This window comes from uncultured Phocaeicola sp. (assembly GCF_948499155.1).
GTDB lineage: Bacteria > Bacteroidota > Bacteroidia > Bacteroidales > Bacteroidaceae > Phocaeicola > Phocaeicola faecalis.
Map to the genome: position 1 here is coordinate 44,366 of NZ_CAOOSE010000012.1, position 23,573 is coordinate 67,938.

The 23,573-nt window shown below is 43.0% G+C and carries 13 protein-coding genes and 1 pseudogene; 11 read left to right on the forward strand and 3 right to left on the reverse strand.

Annotation, left to right across the window (positions count from 1 at the left end):
* The first annotated feature begins 3 nt into the window (after positions 1–3).
* Together QYT14_RS10450 and QYT14_RS10455 are read left to right on the forward strand one after the other, a co-directional pair.
* A complete protein-coding gene (locus QYT14_RS10450; protein WP_288326079.1) occupies positions 4–1,485 on the forward strand; it encodes an NADH-quinone oxidoreductase subunit M in 1,482 nt (493 codons plus the stop codon).
* Positions 1,486–1,491: 6 nt separating this feature from the next.
* The gene (locus QYT14_RS10455) at positions 1,492–2,916 is read left to right on the forward strand and encodes an NADH-quinone oxidoreductase subunit N (RefSeq protein WP_237039879.1); all 1,425 of its coding nucleotides are present in this window, start codon (positions 1,492–1,494) and stop codon (positions 2,914–2,916) included.
* A 656-nt stretch (positions 2,917–3,572) separates the two neighbouring features.
* On the opposite strand, the gene QYT14_RS10460 is transcribed toward QYT14_RS10455, so the two are convergent.
* The gene (locus QYT14_RS10460; protein ID WP_289307066.1) at positions 3,573–6,179 is read right to left on the reverse strand and encodes a hypothetical protein; all 2,607 of its coding nucleotides are present in this window, start codon (positions 6,177–6,179) and stop codon (positions 3,573–3,575) included.
* A gap of 34 nt (positions 6,180–6,213) precedes the next feature.
* Positions 6,214–6,720 (reverse strand): AraC family transcriptional regulator, encoded by a 507-nt coding sequence (locus tag QYT14_RS10465; protein ID WP_237039843.1) that lies wholly within the window; start codon positions 6,718–6,720, stop codon positions 6,214–6,216.
* A gap of 621 nt (positions 6,721–7,341) precedes the next feature.
* On the opposite strand from QYT14_RS10465, the gene QYT14_RS10470 reads away from it, so the two are divergent.
* From QYT14_RS10470 to QYT14_RS10490, 5 genes are all read left to right on the forward strand, one after another.
* Positions 7,342–11,403 (forward strand): two-component regulator propeller domain-containing protein, encoded by a 4,062-nt coding sequence (locus QYT14_RS10470; protein ID WP_288325758.1) that lies wholly within the window; start codon positions 7,342–7,344, stop codon positions 11,401–11,403.
* A gap of 200 nt (positions 11,404–11,603) precedes the next feature.
* Positions 11,604–14,858, forward strand: a complete 3,255-nt coding sequence (locus QYT14_RS10475; protein ID WP_288325757.1) for a TonB-dependent receptor — start codon at positions 11,604–11,606, stop codon at positions 14,856–14,858.
* A gap of 14 nt (positions 14,859–14,872) precedes the next feature.
* Positions 14,873–16,588, forward strand: a complete 1,716-nt coding sequence (locus QYT14_RS10480; RefSeq protein ID WP_288325756.1) for a RagB/SusD family nutrient uptake outer membrane protein — start codon at positions 14,873–14,875, stop codon at positions 16,586–16,588.
* Positions 16,589–16,701: 113 nt separating this feature from the next.
* On the forward strand, positions 16,702–18,630 hold the full coding sequence (locus tag QYT14_RS10485) for a heparinase II/III-family protein (RefSeq protein ID WP_288325755.1): 1,929 nt from the start codon (positions 16,702–16,704) through the stop codon (positions 18,628–18,630).
* A 7-nt stretch (positions 18,631–18,637) separates the two neighbouring features.
* Entirely contained in the window at positions 18,638–19,855 is a 1,218-nt protein-coding gene (locus QYT14_RS10490; RefSeq protein ID WP_237039848.1) for a glycoside hydrolase family 88 protein, read from the forward strand.
* 46 nt (positions 19,856–19,901) lie between these two features.
* Here QYT14_RS10490 and QYT14_RS10495 read toward each other — a convergent pair whose 3' ends face one another.
* The gene (locus tag QYT14_RS10495) at positions 19,902–20,918 is read right to left on the reverse strand and encodes a low specificity L-threonine aldolase (RefSeq protein ID WP_237039849.1); all 1,017 of its coding nucleotides are present in this window, start codon (positions 20,916–20,918) and stop codon (positions 19,902–19,904) included.
* A 166-nt stretch (positions 20,919–21,084) separates the two neighbouring features.
* Here QYT14_RS10495 and QYT14_RS10500 point away from each other — a divergent pair, with 166 nt between their 5' ends.
* The 4 genes and pseudogenes from QYT14_RS10500 (at position 21,085) to QYT14_RS10515 (ending at position 23,566) form a co-directional block, all read left to right on the forward strand.
* Positions 21,085–21,672, forward strand: a complete 588-nt coding sequence (locus QYT14_RS10500) for a carboxypeptidase-like regulatory domain-containing protein (RefSeq protein ID WP_354002072.1) — start codon at positions 21,085–21,087, stop codon at positions 21,670–21,672.
* Positions 21,665–21,985 (forward strand): annotated as a pseudogene (locus QYT14_RS10505) (hypothetical protein); the annotation flags it as partial. The gene QYT14_RS10500 and the pseudogene QYT14_RS10505, both read left to right, overlap by 8 nt.
* 116 nt (positions 21,986–22,101) lie before the next feature.
* Positions 22,102–23,073, forward strand: a complete 972-nt coding sequence (locus QYT14_RS10510; RefSeq protein ID WP_288325752.1) for a type I phosphomannose isomerase catalytic subunit — start codon at positions 22,102–22,104, stop codon at positions 23,071–23,073.
* Between the two features lie 25 nt (positions 23,074–23,098).
* A complete protein-coding gene (locus QYT14_RS10515) occupies positions 23,099–23,566 on the forward strand; it encodes a nucleoside deaminase (RefSeq protein WP_288325751.1) in 468 nt (155 codons plus the stop codon).
* Positions 23,567–23,573: the final 7 nt, after the last annotated feature.

Consider the following 23,573-nt stretch of genomic DNA (forward strand, 5'->3'; position numbering starts at 1 on the left):
CAAATGAACATACTAAGTTTTTTCATCATAGTTCCTTTATTGATGCTCGCGGGGCTTTGGGCTTCGCGCAGCGTCAATCAAGTACGCGGAGTGATGGTAACCGGTGCTTCCCTACTGCTGGCACTGTCTGTCTACCTCACCGTCGATTATATCGGGCTCCGCCAAGCCGGTGCCATGGAAGAAATGCTGTTTACCGACAGCATGTCCTGGTATGCCCCCTTACATATATGTTACTCCATCGGAGTGGATGGCATCTCCGTAGCCATGTTACTGCTGAGCGCCATCATTGTCTTCACCGGAACATTTGCATCGTGGAAGCTTCAGCCTCTCACCAAAGAGTATTTCATGTGGTTCACACTGCTTAGTTTGGGAGTGTTCGGCTTCTTTATCTCGACAGACCTATTCACCATGTTTATGTTCTATGAGGTAGCGCTTATCCCGATGTACCTGCTGATTGGCGTATGGGGAAGCGGCCGTAAGGAATATGCCGCCATGAAACTCACCCTGATGCTGATGGGCGGCTCCGCCTTTCTGCTGATAGGTATTCTGGGTATCTTCTACGGAGCAGGAGGCGAGACAATGAACCTGCTCGAAATAGCCAAACTGCATATTCCCGATACAATGCAGCACATATTCTTCCCGCTTATTTTTCTGGGATTCGGTGTGCTGGGCGCACTATTCCCATTCCATACATGGAGCCCCGACGGTCACGCTTCCGCCCCCACCGCCGTCAGTATGCTTCATGCCGGCGTACTGATGAAGTTGGGAGGTTACGGCTGTTTTCGTGTGGCCATGTATCTGATGCCCGAAGGAGCAGCCATGTGGGGTGATGTATTCCTCGTGCTGACCACTATTTCTGTAGTTTACGGTGCATTCAGTGCTGTGGTACAGACCGACTTGAAATACATCAATGCCTATTCATCCGTATCGCATTGCGGCTTGGTGCTTTTCGCTCTTCTGATGATGACACGCACCAGTTGTACGGGAGCCATCCTCCAAATGCTGAGCCACGGCCTGATGACTGCTTTGTTCTTTGCCCTAATCGGTATGATTTACGGCCGCACCCATACACGCGATGTACGCCTGATGGGAGGACTGATGAAAATCATGCCTTTTCTGGCTGTAGGCTATGTCATTGCCGGTCTTGCCAATCTGGGACTACCGGGACTGAGTGGATTTGTAGCAGAAATGACCGTCTTTGTCGGCTCATTTCAAAACAACGACACCTTCCACCGTATATGTACGCTGATAGCCACTACAAGTATCGTGATTACTGCGGTTTATATTCTGCGTGTGGTAGGTAAGATTCTGTATGGCAAGGTGTTGAACCCTAATCATCTGAAACTCACCGATGCAACTTGGGATGAAAGAGTGGCAGTCATATTCCTGATAGCCTGCGTAGCCGGACTGGGTCTTGCCCCATTCTGGATAAGCAACCTGATTAGTAACAGTGTAGAACCGATTATCACTCAATTAATACAATAACATACGATTATGGACATTACATCTATTTTACAAATGCATCAGGAGCTGAGCCTCACCGCAGTATTTCTGTTGATGTTTGTACTCGACCTCTTCCTGCCTGTGCGCCTTCGCCACTGGTTGCGCCCATTGGCCTGCATTCTGTTGGGAATTGAGTTGTTCGCCAATATATGGCCCGATGAAGTCATCCTTTTCGGAGGAATGTATCATTCCACTCCGATGGCCTCCATCATGAAAAGCGTTCTCACTTTGGGCACCATCCTTATATTCCTGCAATCCACTCATTGGCTGCGCCGTTCAGACACCCGTCACAAAATGGGAGAATTCTATACACTCACACTGAGCACGTTGCTGGGAATGTACTTCATGGTGAGCGCAGGTCATTTCCTCCTGTTCTTTCTGGGGCTGGAACTGGCTACCGTTCCTATGGCATGCCTTGTTGCCTTTGACAAATACAAAGGACACAGCGCAGAAGCCGGAGCAAAATTCATCTTATCCGCCCTCTTCTCCAGCGGTATATTCCTCTATGGCATCTCAATGATTTACGGAACCGTAGGCACGCTCTATTTCGATGACATCCCGGCCGGCATCACCGGAAGTCCGCTTCAAATATTGGCATTGGTATTCTTCTTCTCCGGACTGGCCTTTAAGCTGAGCCTCGTACCTTTCCATTTATGGACTGCCGACACCTATCAGGGAGCCCCCACCACTGTTGCCGCTTACCTGTCGGTCATCTCGAAAGGTGCAGCCGCTTTTGCACTGATGACCATTCTGGTCAAAGTATTCGGTTCTATGACCGCCCAATGGAGTGAGATGCTGTGCGTGGTCATTGTCGCCACCATCACCATTGCCAACCTGTTTGCCATCCGCCAAAGCAATCTGAAACGCTTTATGGCATTCAGCAGTATCTCACAGGCAGGATATATCATGCTGGCAGTCCTGGCAGGCACTCCACAGGGAATGGCATCATTGGTTTATTATATCATTGTATACATTGCAGCCAATCTTGCTGTCTTCGGTGTAATCAACACCATTGAGCAGCACACCCACGGAATGGTTGAGCGCGAAGATTATAACGGGCTCTACAAAACGAACCCCCGCCTGACGATGGTGATGACGCTTGCCCTTTTCTCTTTGGCAGGTATTCCCCCATTTGCCGGATTCTTCAGTAAATTCTTTGTATTTGCGGCAGCTTTCCAAAGCGGATATTATCTGATAGTGTTTATTGCATTGGTAAACACCATCATTTCACTCTATTACTATCTGCTGATAGTGAAAGCTATGTTCATTACTCCCAACGATGAACCAATCGCCACCTTCAAGACCGGCGTTTCCATGCGTGCCTGTCTGTTGATTTGTGTGGCAGGCATCTTCATATTGGGCATTGCCAGCAGCATTTACCAACTGCTGAGCGATACAGCTGCGCTTTATTAAGAGAAAAAAAGAAAAACTGTCACATCGCGGTTATAACCGGTGATGTGACAGTTCTTATACCCCAAACAATGGGCATTGTTTGCAAAGATTGTTACCATTGTTTGCTAAAACTCTCTCCATTGTTTATGAAAAACCTCAAGAGGTTTAAAAAACTCCACCAGCTTTTCGGAAAACTCCACCAACTTTTTCAGAAACTCCACCATCTTTTTTTAAAAGACTAAGGTGTTTTGACACGAGCAAAACGCCTTTTAAAAAAAAACTTATTCTTTTTTGAAAACACTTTCTTCCGAATTTTCCTACTGATTGAATGAATGAACCGAATCCCGAAAGAAAGTTGATAAAACTTCCTTTCACGTTTCACAAGTATCGGAAACCGCCTGTTCATAGGGGTTTCCGTGTGAAAGCAACAAATTCACCTCTTAAAAGCTCCTTTCACCCAAAAAGCCGATGAATAAAGGGTTTCAGTGGGTGAAACGTGTGAAAGCAACTTGTTATCAACTTTTTTGTGGAAAACATTTTTGTCTATTTAGACAGGACAAGAAAGCGACTCTCTATTTTTACAAATATATTTGCGCCATACTATCAAATACAACTTAAACAAAAAAAGAGCACCCCGAAGGATGCTCTTTATATTAGCTAATCATTAAAACGAATGATTATTTTTTCACAGTCAAAGTAACTTTCTGAGCAGGAAGTTCAACACCCCACTTATCAGTAATGTTCAAGTCGAATGTGATAGTAGCTCCGCTTTGGATAGCAGTGTTCGGTTTAAGAGCGATTGTCCAACCGGTTAATACATATCCTGTTTCATCTCCACTTGTCCAAGTTGAAAGTTTCTGGTCATCACCAACTTTTTGAAGTACCGGAGTTATAACAAATGCACCGGCATTTTCACCTGTAGCAACCAATTCGATATCAGCAATTCTTTCATCTTGTACGTCCTTAGCGGCTGCAGCTGTTTTAACACTTCCATTAGCATCCAGCACTTCAGCAGTAAATGAGTTCAATAACTTGTATGCCTTGTTGAATGCATCCTTACCGGCAACGTCTGCGCTCAAGAATGAGTCAGAACCGGTTGCAAGGTCAAGAGTAGTCTTGCTAACAGTGATTGTACCATCTTTAATCGGGCTTTGACCTGTGATATAGATAGTTTCAGTAGCAGCATTGTAAATTGCATTTTCAAAGTGCTTGTAAGAAACTTCAAACTTCTGAGTTTCAGTATACAACTTATTCAGAGGAATCTTAACTGTGCTACCATTAACTGTCCATTTATCTTTGTCTGCTTTTGCTGTTACAGTAAAGTCTACTGCTTTATCAGCATTGTTATAAGCTGTTTTTACATCATATTCCAAATCAGTAGTAGTCGGAACAGCACCATAAGCAGCCAGCTTATCACCGTCAAAGTACATCGGAATTCTACTTACAGCAGATGCCGGGTTAGTCAATGTCAACTCTACAGTTGCAGGTAAAGTCAATGTCTTAGACTGATTGTCTACATCATTAGCAGTAACAACGAACTGAATCAAAGCACTATAAACATCAGCAGTTACATTTGCCTGTTCAGGGTCAACAGTAATAGCCAAATAAGCAGCCTCACTTAACTTAGCTGCAGCAGTTTTCTTATCTGATTTAACTAAAGTAAAGCTGTTCAATTCAGTATCCTTAGCAATTTTCAAATTAGCCGGAGCAGCACCATACTTCTTGCTAGAAGTCAACGCAAATCCGGTAGCAGGAGTATTGTTAGCAACAGTCTTATAAGTGAATGTAGTAGCATTATTCCATACAATCTTATCACCGGCAGCAGTTACAGAAGCAGCCAAGTCAGCCAATGGCAAGTAAACAGTCTTCTTAGTTGCATCAGTTGACAATACATGAGATGCCTTCAGAGTAACACCTGCTGTAACAGCAGCATTCTGAACTGTTACTTTCAAAGTTGTACTATGAATTTCAGATTTCTTAGTAGAAGCACTATTAGTATATTTCACAGTAAAGTTAATTACTTTACCATAAGCAGCTTCATTAGAGATAGTGAAATTAGTACCATCGATAGTAATGCCATACAAAGATTTCAAGTTTTCATCCAATGACAAAGCAATATCTGAAACACCAACCAACTTAGTTAAGAATGCTTGAGCAGCGGCATTAGGATTTGCAGAAGGATCTGCAGCATAACCTTTACCAAACAAACTGTAAGTTTCACCTAATTTCACAAAAGTATTAGTTGAAGCAGCATAGCAGTTGGCAGAATTTGTTTCCCCAACAGTCAAACCGGCAGCTAAACCTGATTTATATTCAAAAGCAGTAGTAGCTTTACCACAAACTACAGCAAGAGCATCGTTTTGACCGATAATCTTATTATCGTTGATATCAGCTACAGTCACACCTTCTTTAAGAGCGAAGTGCAAAGTATAAACACCGTCCATGGCTGCTCTCTGCAAAGCACCCTTAGGAGTAGAAACTACAGCCTCTTCAAAGATGGTAGCACCTTCAGAATTTACCAAATTGAACTTCAAATCAGCCGGGTCAATGTTAGAAGGAGTAACCACAACATTGATTTCAGCACCTCTTGTTCCATCTATATTTAAGGCTGAGAGGATAGCATCTTTTGCATACTTGGTTTCAGATGTGTTAATCAACTCTTTTCCTTTAGAGAAAACTACATTTCCCCAGTGAAGCAATGTTGTACCTGCATTCAAATTAGGCACAGCAATAGCAATAGAAGTAACTAATGAAGAAGCAGAAGGAACTTTCACTTCCTGTGATTTGCCGTCTTTATCAAAGATAGTCAATGTAAATCCATCAGCTTCGCTACCTGCTACACTAACGCCTGATACGGGAACACCTGTAGATTTGTAAGTTCCGTCTTCCTGCAATACAGCCCATACACCATCCTGCATAATGATAGATGGTTTTGTTTCGCTTGTAGCAACCTTCAGCTCTTGAGGCTCATCGTTGATGTACAGAATGCCATCCACTACTTTCACAACATCACCACCTTTTTCGTCATCCAAAGTGATAGTTACAGGATCACCCTGATTGAATGTAAAGGTAATACCGTGTCCGTCAGCTGTTTTTGCGACTGAAGTCACATACTTACCGCTACCAACGAGATCCTGCAAAGCTTTGATTGCATCAGCATTTGCAGTGATTTGTCCCTGCAAGTTCTCGATGTCATCGTCGTAATCCTTACAAGACACAAATGTTCCTGTTGACGAAACCATTAAGGCTCCGAACAGGATTGCACTTAAAAACTTTTTGTTCATAATAGAAAAACTTTAAATTTATAAATTTAAAAAACTAAAATTGGTTATACATATTAGTTATTGATTGAGAGCATAAAGCCCTCTGTTCATGCAAAAAATAACGTTTGGGAGATTCGCCTACTATCTTACTAAAAGCTGAATAAAAAGCACTTCGGGAAGTAAATCCACTCTTTTCCGGGACTTTATCCAACGAGCATTTATTACTGCGAAGCAATTCTTTGGCATACTCTACACGGTAAGTATTCAGAAGTTCTTTCAGATTACACCCAAAATACCTGTTCACTACATTGGAGAGATAAGTCTGATTCGTATCGACCAGTTCACTCAACTTCTTCAAAGAAAGAGTAGTATCCAGAAACACTTGACGAATTTCCAATTGATAAAGGATACATTTATATATATAGCAATCCACTTTCCTACCCACCATTCCTTGTTCGGCAAACTGTTCGTCCCAATGACGTTCAGCAGCCTTGAAAAGCAGGTCTTTCTGCCTTTCAGAACTTGCGGTGCTCTTTTTACGTTTTAGAAACAGGTATTCCATATCTTATCCTTTATTTTGTCTTAGTTTGCGGACCTTCAAAACGCAGATTTACAGGCATTTTTATATAGATTCGCGAAACGAAAATCGGTGTATCTCTTAGTAAGAGATCTACCATTTCGCTGCAAAAATAAGCAAAGTTTTGAGAATTAGTGCACTTTTACGTGAAAAAAATGGGTATGAGCCCGAAAAAAGATTTTATTTTTTCATTCTTTAGCATTCTAAAAGTTAAAAATCAGCTGTTAATGTGTTGATAATCTGATACTTTACCTTGCTCGGTGTATCTCTTACTAAGAGATACACATTTAGTTAAAGTTTCCAACCACTACAAATCCACTCATTCCCAACCATTTACCTTTTCGTTTTTCTATTAAGAGAGACTATCGTTAAAGTTTATTCACATTTCCTACGACTCTAAATTTGTTTCAATAAATCAAAAGACAGAAAAAAGAAGGATATGCAAGATTTATGAAAAAGAGAATAGAAATGCGAAAATAACCGTAGACGCCGGATTTATGTATTAAAGAATACGGAAACGCCAAGACTGTTATCACTTTTTTTAGAAAGGATTAAAGATTCTCCTTAAAAAAAATTATCTTCGCAGTGAATACACAACTAAAAGCTATGAAAAAAACGGGTCTATTACTTCTCTTTTTATGGGCATTTATCCAAATTCAAGCAATCCACTTCAGACATATAGGAATGAAGGAAGGTTTGTCACAACTGTCTGTTATGGCCATTTATCAGGATAAACTGGGAAGAATGTGGTTTGGCACTGAAGAGGGACTAAGCATTTATGACGGAGTGAATACAATTGCATACAAACCTGCAGACTACAAAACTTCCGGTAACTTTATCATCGGGAATAAAATACATTATATTACTGATGACAGAGAAGGAAATGTCTATTTCAATGCAGATAATACATTGATTCGTTACGATATATTCAGCCAACAATTTTCCTGTTTGAGACAAAGTGGAATTCATGCTCTCTATTCTTACAAAGGTAACTTGTGGATAGGCGTAGGCGACTCGGTTAATATAATGGATACCCAAACAGGAGAAATGGAATTCTTTTGTAAATTATCCACCCCCAAACAATTTGCTTCTGCTATATGCATCGACTCTTCACAGCGATGCTGGATTGGTACCAATACCGGATTATATCTAAAAGAGAAAAATAAACCGCTGAAATGTATTATTCCACACTATGAAATTCCCAACATCTTTGAAGACTCAAAAGGGAATATATGGATTTCCACTCGTATGAATGGTATGTTCATGCGTACTCCCGACGGCAATATGAAACACTTCCTCCACTCGTCGGTCAGCTATCGCTCCGTATATAATCCAATCGGCTACATTTCCAAGAGCACCAATCAGTTGGCAAGCAACCAAGTGCGTAACTTTGCAGAAGATAATTATGGCAATATATGGATAGGCACCTTTCAAGGATTGAACAAATATAATCCACATAACGAAGAATTCACTGTATATACTCACAATAACAGGCCGGGAAGTATCAGCCATTCTTCCGTATTCCCCGTTTATAAAGACCGCCAAGGAAGTATATGGCTGGGAACCTATTATGGAGGCGTAAACTATTTCAACCCGGAAGCTGACCTGTTTACCTTTTATTCTGCCGATATCACCCGCGACGACTGCCTCAGCTATCCGTTTGTGGGACACATGGTGGAAGATAAAGAAGGAAACGTGTGGATAGCCACCGAAGGAGGAGGTCTGAACTTTTTCGACCGCCAAACCAAAAAGTTCACTCATTACCTGATGAATGAAAACGGTAACTCAGTAGCTCATAACAATGTAAAAAATCTCTTGTATGATGCCGAACACGATAAATTATATATAGGTACACATACCGGCGGACTGAGCATTTATGACATGCGGACAAAAAAATTCCATAATCCGTTTCTGCAAAACGACCGATATGCCGAAGAAATAGGAGACCGCATAGCCGGTATGGAATTGTGGGGCGATACCTTGGTGTTTACTACCCAACGAGGCTTATGGAAAATGAATGTGAAAACTTACGAAGCCACTGCTTATTTCTCCTCAAAAAAACAATATGGCACGACGTGTTTTCTCACCGACAGCAAAGGATATATATGGGTAGCGGCAGGCAGGGGGATTTATCGCCTGAACTCCAAAGATGATAAAGAACATTGTTACTATAAATATGACGAAAAAGGATTAGGACACTTCCCTGTCATCCGGTTGCTGGAAGACAGGAAAGGGCGTATCTTTCTAGGAACTAACGGTTCAGGTCTCTATTATTTCGATGAAGAAAATGACTGCTTTATCGGCTATAATACACAGAACAGTGATATAGCAGGAGATTATTGTTATGACATAGTCCAGTTCACGCAAGGTCAACTTCTTATCAGCAGTGATAAAGGACTGACTTTCTTTGACCCCGACAAACAAGAATTTAAGGTCGTGGAACTGGGGCAAGCACTTCCGCTAAACGGTATCAATGCGGGCTGTGGAGTACTAGTATGCTGCAATGGAGAAATATTTGTGGGAGGAACCAATGGGGTAACCACTTTCTTCGAGCAACAATTAATGAATCAGGGAAAAGAATATCAACTTTATTTCTCTGAACTTTATATTAATAATGAAATAGTGCGTCCTAACGATAAAACCCAAGTGCTGCAACGTGCCTTGCCTTATACACAACATTTGGAACTCCGTCACAATCAAAATGATATAGCCGTTCGGTTTGCAACCAATAATTATATCACTCCCCTGCAACGTCCGGTGTATGAATATCAATTAAAGGGATTTGATGAACAATGGATTCAGTCACCCTATGGAAAAATCCACTATACCAATCTGAGTCCGGGCAAATACACATTGATTGTTCGCGAAAAGAAACAAAATATCACCCATCAACTGAGAAGTATCGAAATGGCATTCGTTATTCATCCGCCTTTCTATGCGACTCCCCTCTTCTATTTGCTTTATATCATAACGGCTTTTAGCATTATATATAGTATATTCCGGTTGAAAACCTCGCTGGAAATAAAGAAGAAAGAAAAGGAACGTATAGAAGAGTTGAATCAGGCTAAGTTACAGTTCTTTGCTAATATTTCGCATGAGTTCCGTACTCCGCTCACATTGATTATCTCACAACTGGAACTGGTGATGCAAGGAAGTTCCCTGACTCCGCCCATTTATAATAAGTTAAAAAAAGTATATCGCAATACTTATCATTTGCGTAATCTTATCAGTGAATTGCTTGATTTCCGCAAATTAGAACAGGGACATGTAAAACTGAAAGTCTCCGAACTTGACATTGTCCCGTTTTTGGAAGAGATATATCTTACTTTTGCTGATTATGCCGCAACACGCCCCATCAACTATCATTTCAACCCACAACAAGCGTCCATCCATTGCTGGTTCGATCCCAAACAAATGGAAAAAGTGGTATATAATCTGCTTTCGAATGCCTTTAAATATACCAAAGCACAAGGAAATATAGAATTGAACGTTTCAGAAGAAGAAGATGCCGTACTCATAAAAGTGATAGATAATGGAATCGGCATCAAGAAAGAAGATATAAATCAGATTTTCGACCGTTTCTACCAAGCCGGAAACGGTATAGCCGACATAGCCCGGACACCAAGCACCGGTATCGGCCTGGCTTTGGTGAAAAATGTAACCGAACTGCATCATGGCATCGTAAAAGTAGAAAGTACTCCCGGATATGGCACCATATTCATTGTCCGCTTACAGAAAGGACGCGCACATTTCACAGATGAAGAATGTGTGGAAACATTAGCCGAAAACGGACTGATTTACTCTTATGAACCTTTACAGGAAATTCCCGAAGATATGAAAGAAGCCACCCCGGACAACGACGTTTCGGAAACAGAACAGGACGAGGAACAATGCCGCCACAGCGTCTTACTGGTAGAGGATAACGAGGAACTGCTACAGATTTTAAAAGCTTTGTTTGAGCCAACTTATCGGGTGATACTTGCTGCCAACGGCCAAGAGGGACTGGATAAAGTGCGTGAGGAAACACCGGATATAGTTGTCAGCGACATTATGATGCCCGAAATGAGTGGTACTGAAATGTGTACCCGAATAAAAAATGATTTCAATATCTGCCATATACCGGTCGTGCTGCTCACAGCTTTGGGCTCTGCCGAACAAAGTATCACCGGACTAAAACTGGGGGCAGACGATTATATCGGCAAACCTTTCAATGCAAGCGTATTGTTGGCACGCTGCAACAATCTGGTAAGAAACCGCCGCATGTTGCAAAAGAAATTTCATAAAGAGGAAGAGTGTGACAGCCATTTGCTTGCAACGAACCCCATCGACCAGAAGTTCTTAGATACTGTAAATGGTATTATAGAGAAGAATTTGGATAATTCTGAATTCGATATTGATGTATTGGCACGGGAGTTGGCCCTGAGCCGCAGTTCTTTTTATGCCAAGTTTAAAGCACTCGTCGGAATGACACCGAATGATTTTGTATTAAACTACAAGATGAAACGTGCTGCCACATGGTTGCGCAACAACCCCGAAATGCAGATAGCCGAAATAACCTATAAATTAGGTTTCAGTTCACCCCGCTATTTTACTCGTTGCTTTAAGGCACAATTTAACCTTGTACCAACCGAATACAGGAAGCAAGCAGAAAAGTCCAAGACAATTTAGGCACTTGCTCACCCCTTCCACAACCCCTTTCTGCAAATGTTAAGACAATAATGAGAGACAATTTGGGCACTTAAAACGCACAAATTGCTCTCTCGTTACATTTGCATATCTCCTACTTTTGCCCTCGACAAATAAACACAATAGTCTGTTTTACACGTTAAAAACAGACTGTTAATCTTAAACTAATATTATTAACTCTTATGGAAAAGAAATCTAATCGCTTCCATCTGTCGAGAAAGATGCTCACCGGAACAACTCTGTTTCTTGCATCTATGGGTATGGCTTCAGCCAGCCCGACTGACATCGGGCCTTCATCGCCCAAGTCTGACTTGATTGTCGCTTCTCCGCAACAATCTACAGTTACGGTTACCGGTATTATAGAAGACCAAATCGGTCCGGTTATCGGAGCCAGTGTGGTAGAAAAAGGAACAACCAATGGTACGATTACCGATATGGACGGTAAATTCACACTTAATGTTTCTCCTAAATCCACACTAGTCATTACTTATATCGGATATGTAGAACAGCAAATCCCGGTAGGTAGTCAACGAAACTTCAAAATCATGATGAAAGAGGATACTCAGACATTGGATGAAGTGGTTGTAGTGGGGTATGGTACGCAAAAAAAAGTCAATCTGACAGGTTCCGTATCTACTATCAATGTCAGTGAAATGGCCGAAAGCCGCCCTATTACCAATGTATCGCAAGCCTTGGCAGGTATGGCAGCCGGTGTGACTGTAAGCTCCAGCAGCAACCAGCCGGGTAATGACAACGCTGATATCAAAGTACGTGGCCAAGGTACCTTGAACTCTTCTTCACCCCTTATTATCATTGATGGCGTAGAAGCCGGTATCAATACTGTAAACCCACAAGATATCGAAACTATGACCGTATTAAAAGATGCCGCATCAGCTTCTATCTATGGGTCACGTGCTGCAAACGGTGTAATCCTTATCACAACCAAACAAGGTAAGACCGGCTCTATCAAGTTGGAATATAATGGATATGTATCATTTGCTTCTATTCGCCAGACTCTAGAACCGGTTTCGAACTATGCCGACTACATGGAGTTAATCAATGAAGGCTATAAGAACAGCGGTTTGGGCGAAGACCACGCTGTATTCAGCCAAGAAAGTATCGATGCATGGCGTAACGATGCCGGACGCAATCCTCTGAAGTATCCGAATACAAACTGGATTGAAGAAACATTCAAGCCCTCAACAGCAACAAACCATGTGGTATCAATGAGTGGCGGTAGCGAGAAAATCCGTTTTTACAGCTCATTCGGATACAGCGACAGCCCGGGGGTTATGCCCAATTCAGGATATACCAAATATAGTGGACGTTTAAACCTAGACGCTGATGTAAAATCATGGTTGAAATTGGGCATGCAGCTAAATGGATATGTCTCCGACATGGGACCTGCCGGTAAATACACTTCTTCGGGTACTGTTGTAGATGATATCTTTACTTATGCATCTGCCACCACTCCGGGTATGGTGTTCGAAGCCCCGGACGGACGCCTTGGTGCAATGAATAATCCGGAAGATGATGCTCAATGTGCTGTGAACAATCCTATTGCGCGCGCCAAGAGAATCAGTGGAAATATCCGCAAAAACAACATCCGTGCACGGTTTGTCGGAACATTGACCCCGATGGAAGGTCTTTCAGTGACTGCATCGTATTCATACGAGTTATTGGATGAAAATCGCGAACGCAAACCGGTATTTCTCGACCAATGGAACTTCCAGACAGAGACTGTGACTTATTCAAACAAAGGGAAAACCAATATCATGAACTACGACGGCAAAGTGGAACGTTACTTTAATGATGTAGTTTTGCGCTATGATAATAAATTCTTTAATGACAAACTGGCCTTGAATTTCATGGCAGGTGCAAGCCAGGAGCTTTATCGTTCAAAAAGCTTCAGTGCGACCAAGTATGACCTGATTGATTTAGGTCTGGATGTTATCAACGGGGCAACCGGAGAAGCAAGTGCTTCGGGCAGCAAGACCGAATGGGCCATGCATTCTTATTTCGGACGTATCAACCTTAACTGGGCAGACAAGTACTTGGTTGAGTTTAACCTTCGTGCCGATGCTTCTTCACGCTTTCTACCTGGCAAACGTTGGGGATACTTCCCTTCAGGTTCTGCCGCCTGGCGCATAGACCAGGAGTCTTTTATGGAAGGATTAGTCAACAAAGGTTTAAGCAGCTTAAAATTCCGTGTTTCTTACGGAGCATTGGGCAACAACTCTGTAGGCAACTATGATGCTTTGTCACTTTATTCTAATAAAGACAATACCTCTTCCAAGAACATACTAAATTATGTTTTAAACAATGCCTTAGCAACCGGTCTCGCACAGGCTGTTATCGCCAATCCGGAATTAACTTGGGAAACAACAAAAGTTGCTGACATAGGTCTCGATTTCGGTTTCTTCGGCAACCGTTTGACAGGTACTATCGATTACTTTAACAAACGTACGACCGGCATCTTGATTAACCTTCCCGCACCCGACGTACACGGTATCGCATCTATTCCTAAGGTGAACAGTGCAACCGTTACCAATCAAGGTTTTGAATTTACCGCCGGATGGCAAGATCAAATAAAAGACTTTACTTACGGTGTAAATGCCAACTTTACTTATGTAACCAATAAGGTTAACAAGTTCAAGGGAAAAGGTGAAGGCGGTAAGTCTATCAGTGGTGCCAACCTGATTTGGGAAGGTCATGCCATCAATTCGCAATACTTATTGCGTGTAGACCGCCTGCTTCAAACAGACGAAGACATGAAAATTGTTCAGCAAATGATTGACAATGCACCGATAGACCCTGCCACCGGAAAGCAAGTAAATCCATTCGCAGCATTCGGTACTCCGCAGAAAGGCGATTTACTGTATAGAGACGTAAGCGGTCCAGACGGCATACCCGATGGCATCATCAATAACTATGATAAAGAAATTGTAAGCGACGGACCTAACCCCAAATATCTGTTCGGTCTGAACCTGAATGCTGCATGGAAAGGATTTGACTTGTCTATATTGATGCAAGGCTCACTCGGAGCAAAAGTCTACTGGCAGGAATTGGCTTACAATACCCCCACTGTACGCAAAGGCTATCAGATTAATAAGGAAGTTGCCGACGGACGTTGGTATGAAGGAAGAACCGATGCCAGCTATCCTCGCCTAGTGGAATACAACAGCTCGAAGTTAAACCAACAGCAAAGTGATTTCTACCTACAGAACAAGAATTTCTTGAAAATACGTAATATCCAGTTGGGTTACACACTTCCGAAGGTATGGACCAATGCATGCCAGATTGAAAGGGTCCGTTTATACGGCAGTTTGGAAAACTTCTTCACCTTCACCAGCTATAAGGGCTTCGACCCCGAGGTAGACGGCATGAAGTATCCGTCAATGAAACAGGCCGTCATTGGTCTTAATGTAACTTTTTAAAACAGATTAGCTTTATGAAAAAATATAAATTATTCTCAGCACTTGCAACTGCCGCACTCATCTTTTTAAGCAGTTGTTATGACTTGGACAGGTATCCGGCCGACCAGATGAGTTCCGGTACTTTCTTCAAAACCCAAGCACACGCAGATCAGGCAATGATGGCTGTCTACAGCACCATGCAATATGACAATGTCTTCGGACTTCAGTTCGCAATGGACGGAATGGGAGGCATATCAATGGGATACGACCCACCTTCATTCCAAGTATTCCAAAGAGGAATCTATGATGTGAAAGAAGGCAAGGTAGCCAACAAATGGAAATATCTGTATGAGGGCATAGCACGTGCCAATATCGTTCTCCAAAATGTGGATAATTGTGAAATGAGTGAAGAACTGAAAGCACAATACAAAGGTGAAGCACGCTTTATGCGCGGATTGTTCTACTTTACTCTAATGGATTTTTTTGGAGGAGTTCCGGTCTATGACGAATCATTCATTGTGGCAGATAACTTCAACAATATGAATCAACCAAGAGAATCTGCTGATAAAGTACGCGAATTCGTCATTGCCGACATGGACGCTGCCATTACTTCATTGCCTTTGAAATGGGATGATACCAATAAAGGCCGTGCTACTTCGGGGGCTGCCATGGCTATGAAAGGCAAAGTTTTGCTTTTCAACAAACAATACAGCGATGCCGCCAAATGTTTTGAGAATGTAATCAACAGCAAGCAATATGCCCTGTATGGCAACTACGCCAACTTATTCAAGCCGGGAGGCGATGAAAGCTCAGAAATGATTTTTGCTATTCAAAACATGGGTGGCGTAGGTACAGATTTGGGGATGCCTATGACATTCTATATGGGAAGCCGCGCCTCTTTCGGCAGCTGTTGGAACAATGTAATGGCAGCAACTGATTTCGTTGATTCTTATGAATGGAAGGACGGACGCCCGTTTGACTGGGATGAAGTAATACCGGGCTATAACGCCAATGATGCAGTAAAAGCCAAAACATTCCGTGCCAAGATGAATTCGACCAAGACTAAAGTCGAAAGTTATCCTGAGACTAAAGACCAACTGATTGCCATGTATGCAGAGCGTGACCCACGTATGGATTACTCCATCATTCTTCCTTATACAATGTATAAAGGATGGTATGCCAACAAGCCGATGGACAGTGAATATGTAGTTGCAGCAGGTGGTGTGAATGACGGTCATGGATATATCCGTGTCAACGGTAACTATGAGACCTATTTGTGGCGCAAATTTGTGGCCGAGTACAACATGGACGGAGGTATTAACAACCGTGCAGATACTCCCATCAACTTCCCGCTAATCCGTTATGCAGATGTACTGCTGATGTTGGCGGAATGCTACAATGAGATGAATGATCAAACAGGTGCCGTGAAACTTATTAACGAAGTGCGTGCACGCCCAAGTGTAAATATGCCGGGCATTAACAGCGGCCCCGAATGGTTGAAGGCTACTACGAAAGAAGAAGTATTCCAACGCATCAAGCACGAACGTGCCGTAGAATTGGCTGCCGAAGGACACAGTTTCAGCGATATGCGCCGCTGGGGATTGTTGGAATCTCTGAACGGACGCAAGGAAAAAGATATTACCGGCAAGGTACGTTACACCCGCGCTGTCAGTACACGTGATTACTTATGGCCTATTCCGGCGAGTGAAATAGAAAAGAACGGCAAGTTGGAACAGAACCCAAGCTGGTAATAGCTGCATAAGTTTCACAATAGGTAAATAATACACTGATTATTATAAATAGTCACTTCGGGCGACGGCCCTCTTCGGCCTGTTCCCCGAAGTGACTTCTTATTTCGGGAGATATGAAAAAAATTACAATTTTATATTTTATATTACTGGCCGCAGTGCAACTGAACGCGTATGAGAAACGCGATTTGCTACAGCATGCAGCAGACCTCGCCAAAATAAAAGAGGCATTGGTGATGGAACAAAAGTGGGTGCCTTATCCTGATTATACCGACCGCAACGGCTGGAATCAATTTTTGGGAGAATACAAAGAAGGCATCATCAGACAAGGGGAAAAATACTTGAATTTTGATTGGAAGGTGGTGAGAGCCACCGATTATATGGAATACGAACGTTCGGGAAACCGCCGTATCATGGAAGACCCGCTAGGTGCCAACAACACAGCCATAGGTGCGCTGGTACTAGCAGAAATGGCAGAAGGGAAAGGACGCTTTATCGATGAGATTATTAACGGTGTGCTGCAAGCCTGCGAAATGACTTCATGGTCACTTTCGGCACATCTAGCCTCAGCCCAGCACACGCACCGTGCTTTCCCTGACTTTCGCGAAGACATTATGGATCTTGTATCGGGCAATATGTCACAGATGTTATCCTGGACTTACCATTTTCTACATAAAGAATTCGATAAGACAGACCCGGCTATTTCTCTCCGTCTGCGCCACGAATTGCAAAAGCGTGAACTCGATCCCTATATGCAACGAAGTGATTTCTGGTGGATGGCTTTCGACTATAAACCGGGAACGCTCGTCAATAACTGGAATCCATGGTGTAACTTCAATGCCCTGAATTGTTTCTTATTATTGGAGAATGACCGTGATAAACTGGCTAAAGCAGTATTGCGCACCATGATATCAACTGACAAATTCCTGAATTATGTAAAAGCTGACGGTGCCTGCGAGGAAGGACCCTCATACTGGGGCCATGCCGCCGGAAAGTTATATGACTATCTGCAAATATTATCATTAGGCACCGGAGGTAAAATCTCCATTTTCAATCAGCCGCAAATTCGTTATATGGGTGAATATATCGTGCGCTCCTATATAGGCAATGGTTGGGTAGTAAACTTTGCCGATGCCTCTGCGCGTGGCGGCGGTGACGTAGCTTTGATTTACCGCTATGGTGTGGCAGTAAACAGCAACATGATGAAAGGGTATGCTGCCGAAAAGAATCAGGAGAAACCGGTAAAACCTGCCACCAACTGGCTTGATATGTTCCGCGGGCTGGAAACGCTACGTTTCATGCCTCAGTTGAAAGAAGAAAAGGCAACTTATAGGGTTCCTGCCTATACTTGGTATCCAGAAACAGAGTTCTGCTATTTGAGCAACAAGAACGGTTTTTTTGTTGCCGCTAAAGGAGGATATAACAATGAAAGCCATAATCATAATGATGCAGGTACATTCTCGCTTTATCTGAACACGACTCCCATCTTGATTGATGCCGGAGTAGGAACATATACACGCCAGACATTCAGCAACGAGCGTTATTCCATCTGGACTATGCAAAGCAACTATCACAACTTGCCTGTGATAAATGGTGTTCCCCAAAAGTTTGGAAGTGAGTATAAAGCCACAGATGTAAAAGCGAATTCCGGACAACAAACCTTCTCTGCCAATATTGCTACAGCATATCCTGTCGAAGCCGGTGTGGAGAAATGGATACGCGCTTATTATCTGGAGAAAAATAAACTGAAGATAGAAGACAAGTTCACACTGAAAGAAACAACAGCTCCCAATCAAATCAATTTCCTTACTTGGGGAAAAGTAGATATCTCACAACCCGGAACCGTCATCATTAAAGTAAATGACGAGAAGGTATGTTTGGACTATGATAAAAACATGTTTGACGCAACAATCGAAACAATACAGTTGAAAGACACCAGACTGTCCAACGTATGGGGTCCGGAAATCTATCGTGTTTCTTTGCAAGCGCAGAAAATGCAGTATTCGGGAACTTATGTTTATAATATAACAAAACTTAAAAACTAATTCTGTCATGAAGAAATATTTAATAGCCTTTACTTGTTCGGCACTGCTGGCAGCCTGCACAGGTGCCCCAAAACAAGAATCCACCACAAACGGATTCATAGAAGACAACATCACTTTTGCACGTGAGCAACTGGGCAAAGAAATCGGTGTGATTGAAGCCAGCGGAAAGTGCCTTAATCCTGTAACTTTAAAACCAGACAGCACCGTATTTTATTGTGATTACACTGACTGGCGAAGTGGATTCTTTCCCGGTTCCATCTGGTATCTGTATGAACTAAGCGGAGACTCCACCTTGCTACCTTTGGCTACCAAATACACCAATGCCATAGAAGATACCAAAAATCTAACCTGGCACCATGACGTAGGCTTTATGGTTAATTGCAGTTTCGGCAACGGCCTCCGACTGGCTCACATCCCCGGATATAAAGAAGTGATGATTCAAACCGCTCGTTCATTGTCTACCCGCTTCCGCCCTGTACCGGGCGTTATCCAGTCATGGGACGCAACAAGAGGGTGGCAGGCTGAACGAGGCTGGGAGTGTCCGGTAATTATTGACAATATGATGAATCTGGAATTATTGTTTGAAGCGACAAAGCTATCAGGCGATTCAACTTTCTACCATATTGCAGTCAGCCATGCCGACCGCACCATGCAAGAGCATTTCCGCGCCGACGGAAGTTGTTATCATGTGATAGACTACAGCCTAAATGACAATAGCGTACGCCATCGGCAAACGGCGCAAGGATATGCCGACGAATCTACCTGGAGCCGCGGACAAGCTTGGGCCATCTATGGTTATACGGTTTGCTATCGCGAAACAGGCGACCGTAAATATATGGAGCAGGCCCTGAAGACCTTTAATATGATGAAAAACCATCCACGTATGCCTGAAGACTTCATTCCATATTGGGACATGGATGCCCCCAATATTCCCAATGAGCCGCGCGATGCCTCCAGTGCTGCCTGTATCGCTTCTGCACTTTATGAAATCAGCACTATGGATGTAAAAAATGCGGAAGAATATAAAGAATATGCCGACGGCATTATGAAGTCGCTGGCATCTCCTGCTTATCGGGCTGAGCCGGGCAAAAACGGCAATTTCCTGTTAATGCACTCGGTAGGAAGTATCCCTCACAATCAAGAGATTGATGTTCCGCTGAATTATGCCGATTATTATTTCATGGAAGCCCTAAAACGGAAACATGATATTGAAAATAAACGGTAACAAGCCGCACATATCATCCTATACTGCAGGGGCAGACATTCTGTCCCTACAGTAACTTAATACGTTCAATAAGTAAATCAATATCTTCGTCTGTCGTGTCCCAAGAAGTGACAAGGCGCATTTCGTTCTTAGCATCATTCCAAAAATAGAAATGATAAAACTCCTGCAGTTTATCCTCTTTTTCGCGAGGCATAATGAAGAATAACTGATTGCTTTCTACCGGTTGGGTAAACGTCACATCCGGCATGGCTTGCAAAGCCTCAGCAAGTTTTGCAGCCATTTCATTGGCGTGCCGGGCACATCGCAGCCACAGGTTATCAGTCAGGAAAGCAGTGAATTGGCAAGATATATAGCGCATCTTACTTGCCAGTTGGCAAGCCTGCTTGCGGGCGTAGCGAGCTTCTTTCATCAAATCCGGATTGAAAACCACCACACATTCAGCTCCCATCAGGCCGTTCTTTGTTCCACCCAAAGTCAAGGTATCTACTCCGCATGCTCCCGAAACTTCATCCAAGCTGACTCCCAATGCTGCAGCAGCATTGGAGATGCGCGCACCGTCCATGTGCAACAACAAACCGTGTTCGTGTGCAAACGTTGTCAAAGCGCGTACTTCGGCTGGAGTATAAACAGTGCCGAGTTCTGTGCATTGGCTGATATAGACCGCTCCCGGTTGAGAGTGATGCTCCACACCAAAGTTTATCATATAAGGTTTCAGGAGTTCCGGTGTCAGCTTTCCGTCAGGAGTAGGGATTGTGCGCATGAAACATCCGGTAGCCTTGCTTGGTGCTCCACATTCGTCTACTGCTATATGTGCGGTGTCGGCACAAAATATAATGTGATAAGGGCGTGTCATTAATTGCAATGCCATCGTATTGCTGCCTGTTCCGTTAAAGACAAACAGGGGCTCACAGGGACGTGCAAACTGTTCTTTTACTTTTCGGGTTGCTTCTTCTGTCCAAGGGTCGTCACCATAGCCGAAGGCATGGTCTGTGTTTGCCGTCATCAGTGCTTCCATTATTTGAGGATGTACACTGGAATTATTGTCGGATGCAAAACTTCTCATAGTAGAATCTTGAATTATAATTTTCGTGCAAAGTTAATCCCTTTCTTCCAATTGACAATGAAACAGTATTAAAATACATTCGAAAAGAAAGTATCACATGGCTGTATCATCTATGTAACACCTATAACCGACCTTTGCGCTGAATAAAAAAACAAGCTAAAGAATGATGAATACAAAGAAGAGAGAGTTTGGCCTCATAATCATTTTCCTGTTTTTGGCCATATCCATTCAGGCGGCAGCACTGCGAGGAAGCGTGACCGACAAAATAACAAATGAACCGCTCATCGGTGCTGTCATACAAATCAGTGGTACTACCACAGGGGCAATTACTGATTTGGACGGCAATTTCGAACTGGCCGGATTGAGAAACGGGACTTACAAACTGGTTATATCGTATGTTTCTTATAAAACATTGACTTTGGAGGTAGCTGTCAATGGCATGTCAGAAATAAATATAACATTGGAACCGGATAACCAACAACTGAAAGAGAGTGCCGGATATTCTTATGCCAACCGGAATATGCCTGACCGCCGCCGGTACAACACGGTGCTGAATACGGATACCAATCAATTGGAAGTAGAGAACCTGAATGAAATCAACCGTGAGTTCTCGCGTCTGGACGAACACATCCTGTCAGCCAACCTCAACTATCAGCATGATTTCGCATTCGGAGATTTTACTCCCACGCTCAAACTGGGAGGATATACGAAATGCCGAAAGGACAACGTAAACCCGGTGATTGGGAGTGTATGATGACGTATTATATGATGCAGCAAATAAAACCGTGATCGATGCCAATCAGGAATCTTACTCTTCCAGCTTTTTCAAAGCACAAAAAGGGAATAAGGTACTTGCCGACATGAACGAACTGAACTTTAAAGACGGGCGCGGCATCGGTGTGAATTATATGCCAAATGCAGGCAGTCCCGTATTGACAGCCGCTTCATTTGACAATACCTTGTTAGGCAATGGCTTTGATAAAGTAGACTATATCGGAGCATTCGGAGCGGATGACAATTGGCTGGACGGTTGGACTAATTTCGACCCTAACAATACAGACTACTAATACTCTTTTCTGAATACACACAAATAGCGAGTGATTTTTACGGAGATTCTATGGGTAAAGTCGTAGAATCTCCGTATTTTTGTATCCGAACCTAAAAACATTTAATATATATACCTATGTATCCATTAAAATTTAACCCCATTCTGAAATCCACCATCTGGGGTGGCGAAAAGATTATCCCATTCAAACATCTTGCAACCGAACAGGCACAAGTAGGTGAAAGCTGGGAAATCTCGAATGTTCCGGGCGACGAGTCAGTTGTTGCCAATGGTACAGACGCAGGTAAAAACCTGAGTGACATGGTAAAAGAATACAAAGGAGCGCTAGTAGGTGAAAGCAACTATCAACGTTTCGGAGATAACTTCCCTTTGCTAATTAAATTCATCGATGCTTGCGATGATCTTTCCATACAGGTTCACCCCGATGACGAACTTGCCAAGAAACGCCACAACTCAATGGGAAAGACAGAAATGTGGTATGTTATCGACAATGCAGGCGGCAAAGCTCATCTTCGTTCCGGATTGAAAAAGAAAATCACTCCTGACGAATACGCGGCAATGATTGCAGACAATACAATCTGCGATGCCTTGGCAGACTATGCTGTTCAGCCGGGAGATGTATTCTTCCTGCCTGCCGGACGAATCCATAGCATTGGTGCCGGATGCTTTATTGCAGAAATCCAGCAGACATCCAATGTAACCTATCGTATCTATGACTTTAACCGCAAGGACAAGAACGGCAATACACGCGAATTGCATACCGAGCTGTCGAAGGACGCCATCGATTACACTGTGGAAGAAGACTACCGCACCGACTATACACCGGAACAAAACAAACCGGTGGAACTGGTAACCTGCCCCTACTTTACCACTTCTGTATACGATTTGACAGAAAACATGACTATGGATTACAGTGAACTGGATTCTTTTGTAATCTATATCTGCATGGAAGGCTCATGCACGGTAACCGACAATGAGGGTAATTCATTGGAAGTTCAAGCAGGAGAGTCCATACTGTTCCCGGCTGCCACCAAAGAAGTAAATGTAGCGGTAAACGGTCATGTGAAGTTCCTGGAGACTTATGTATAATCCAATCTTGCTGATATAAGCAACTATGACTAAAAAAGAACTTATGCGGAAAGCCATCGAGCTTTCCATTGAGAATGTAGCAAACGGAGGAGGACCTTTCGGAGCCGTTATCGCTAAAGGCGGAGAAATAATAGCGACGGGGGTCAACCGGGTAACCGCTTCGTGTGACCCCACCGCCCATGCTGAAGTAAGTGCCATACGCGCCGCCACTGCTAAATTGGGAACGTTCGACTTAAGCGGATATGAAATCTATACTTCCTGCGAACCCTGTCCCATGTGTTTGGGTGCTATCTATTGGGCACGATTGGATAAGATGTATTACGCTAATAATAAGACGGATGCAAAGAATATAGGTTTCGACGATTCATTTATCTATGATGAACTGGAACTGAAACCGGAAGACAGAAAGCTTCCCTCTGAAGTGATGTTACGCGAAGAAGCTATTAAAGCATTCGAAGCATGGAGTTCTAAAACAGACAAGATAGAATATTAAAAAAATA

What these genes read in the sequence shown, in the direction of transcription:
- QYT14_RS10485 (WP_288325755.1), top strand. Translation starts at nt 16,702, where the DNA reads ATGAAAAAAATTACAATTTTATATTTTATATTACTGGCCGCAGTGCAA.
- QYT14_RS10490 (WP_237039848.1), top strand. Translation starts at nt 18,638, where the DNA reads ATGAAGAAATATTTAATAGCCTTTACTTGTTCGGCACTGCTGGCAGCC.
- QYT14_RS10470 (WP_288325758.1), top strand. Translation starts at nt 7,342, where the DNA reads ATGAAAAAAACGGGTCTATTACTTCTCTTTTTATGGGCATTTATCCAA.
- QYT14_RS10495 (WP_237039849.1), bottom strand. Translation starts at nt 20,918, where the DNA reads ATGAGAAGTTTTGCATCCGACAATAATTCCAGTGTACATCCTCAAATA.
- QYT14_RS10475 (WP_288325757.1), top strand. Translation starts at nt 11,604, where the DNA reads ATGGAAAAGAAATCTAATCGCTTCCATCTGTCGAGAAAGATGCTCACC.
- QYT14_RS10515 (WP_288325751.1), top strand. Translation starts at nt 23,099, where the DNA reads ATGACTAAAAAAGAACTTATGCGGAAAGCCATCGAGCTTTCCATTGAG.
- QYT14_RS10480 (WP_288325756.1), top strand. Translation starts at nt 14,873, where the DNA reads ATGAAAAAATATAAATTATTCTCAGCACTTGCAACTGCCGCACTCATC.
- QYT14_RS10450 (WP_288326079.1), top strand. Translation starts at nt 4, where the DNA reads ATGAACATACTAAGTTTTTTCATCATAGTTCCTTTATTGATGCTCGCG.
- QYT14_RS10465 (WP_237039843.1), bottom strand. Translation starts at nt 6,720, where the DNA reads ATGGAATACCTGTTTCTAAAACGTAAAAAGAGCACCGCAAGTTCTGAA.
- QYT14_RS10500 (WP_354002072.1), top strand. Translation starts at nt 21,085, where the DNA reads ATGAATACAAAGAAGAGAGAGTTTGGCCTCATAATCATTTTCCTGTTT.
- QYT14_RS10460 (WP_289307066.1), bottom strand. Translation starts at nt 6,179, where the DNA reads ATGAACAAAAAGTTTTTAAGTGCAATCCTGTTCGGAGCCTTAATGGTT.
- QYT14_RS10510 (WP_288325752.1), top strand. Translation starts at nt 22,102, where the DNA reads ATGTATCCATTAAAATTTAACCCCATTCTGAAATCCACCATCTGGGGT.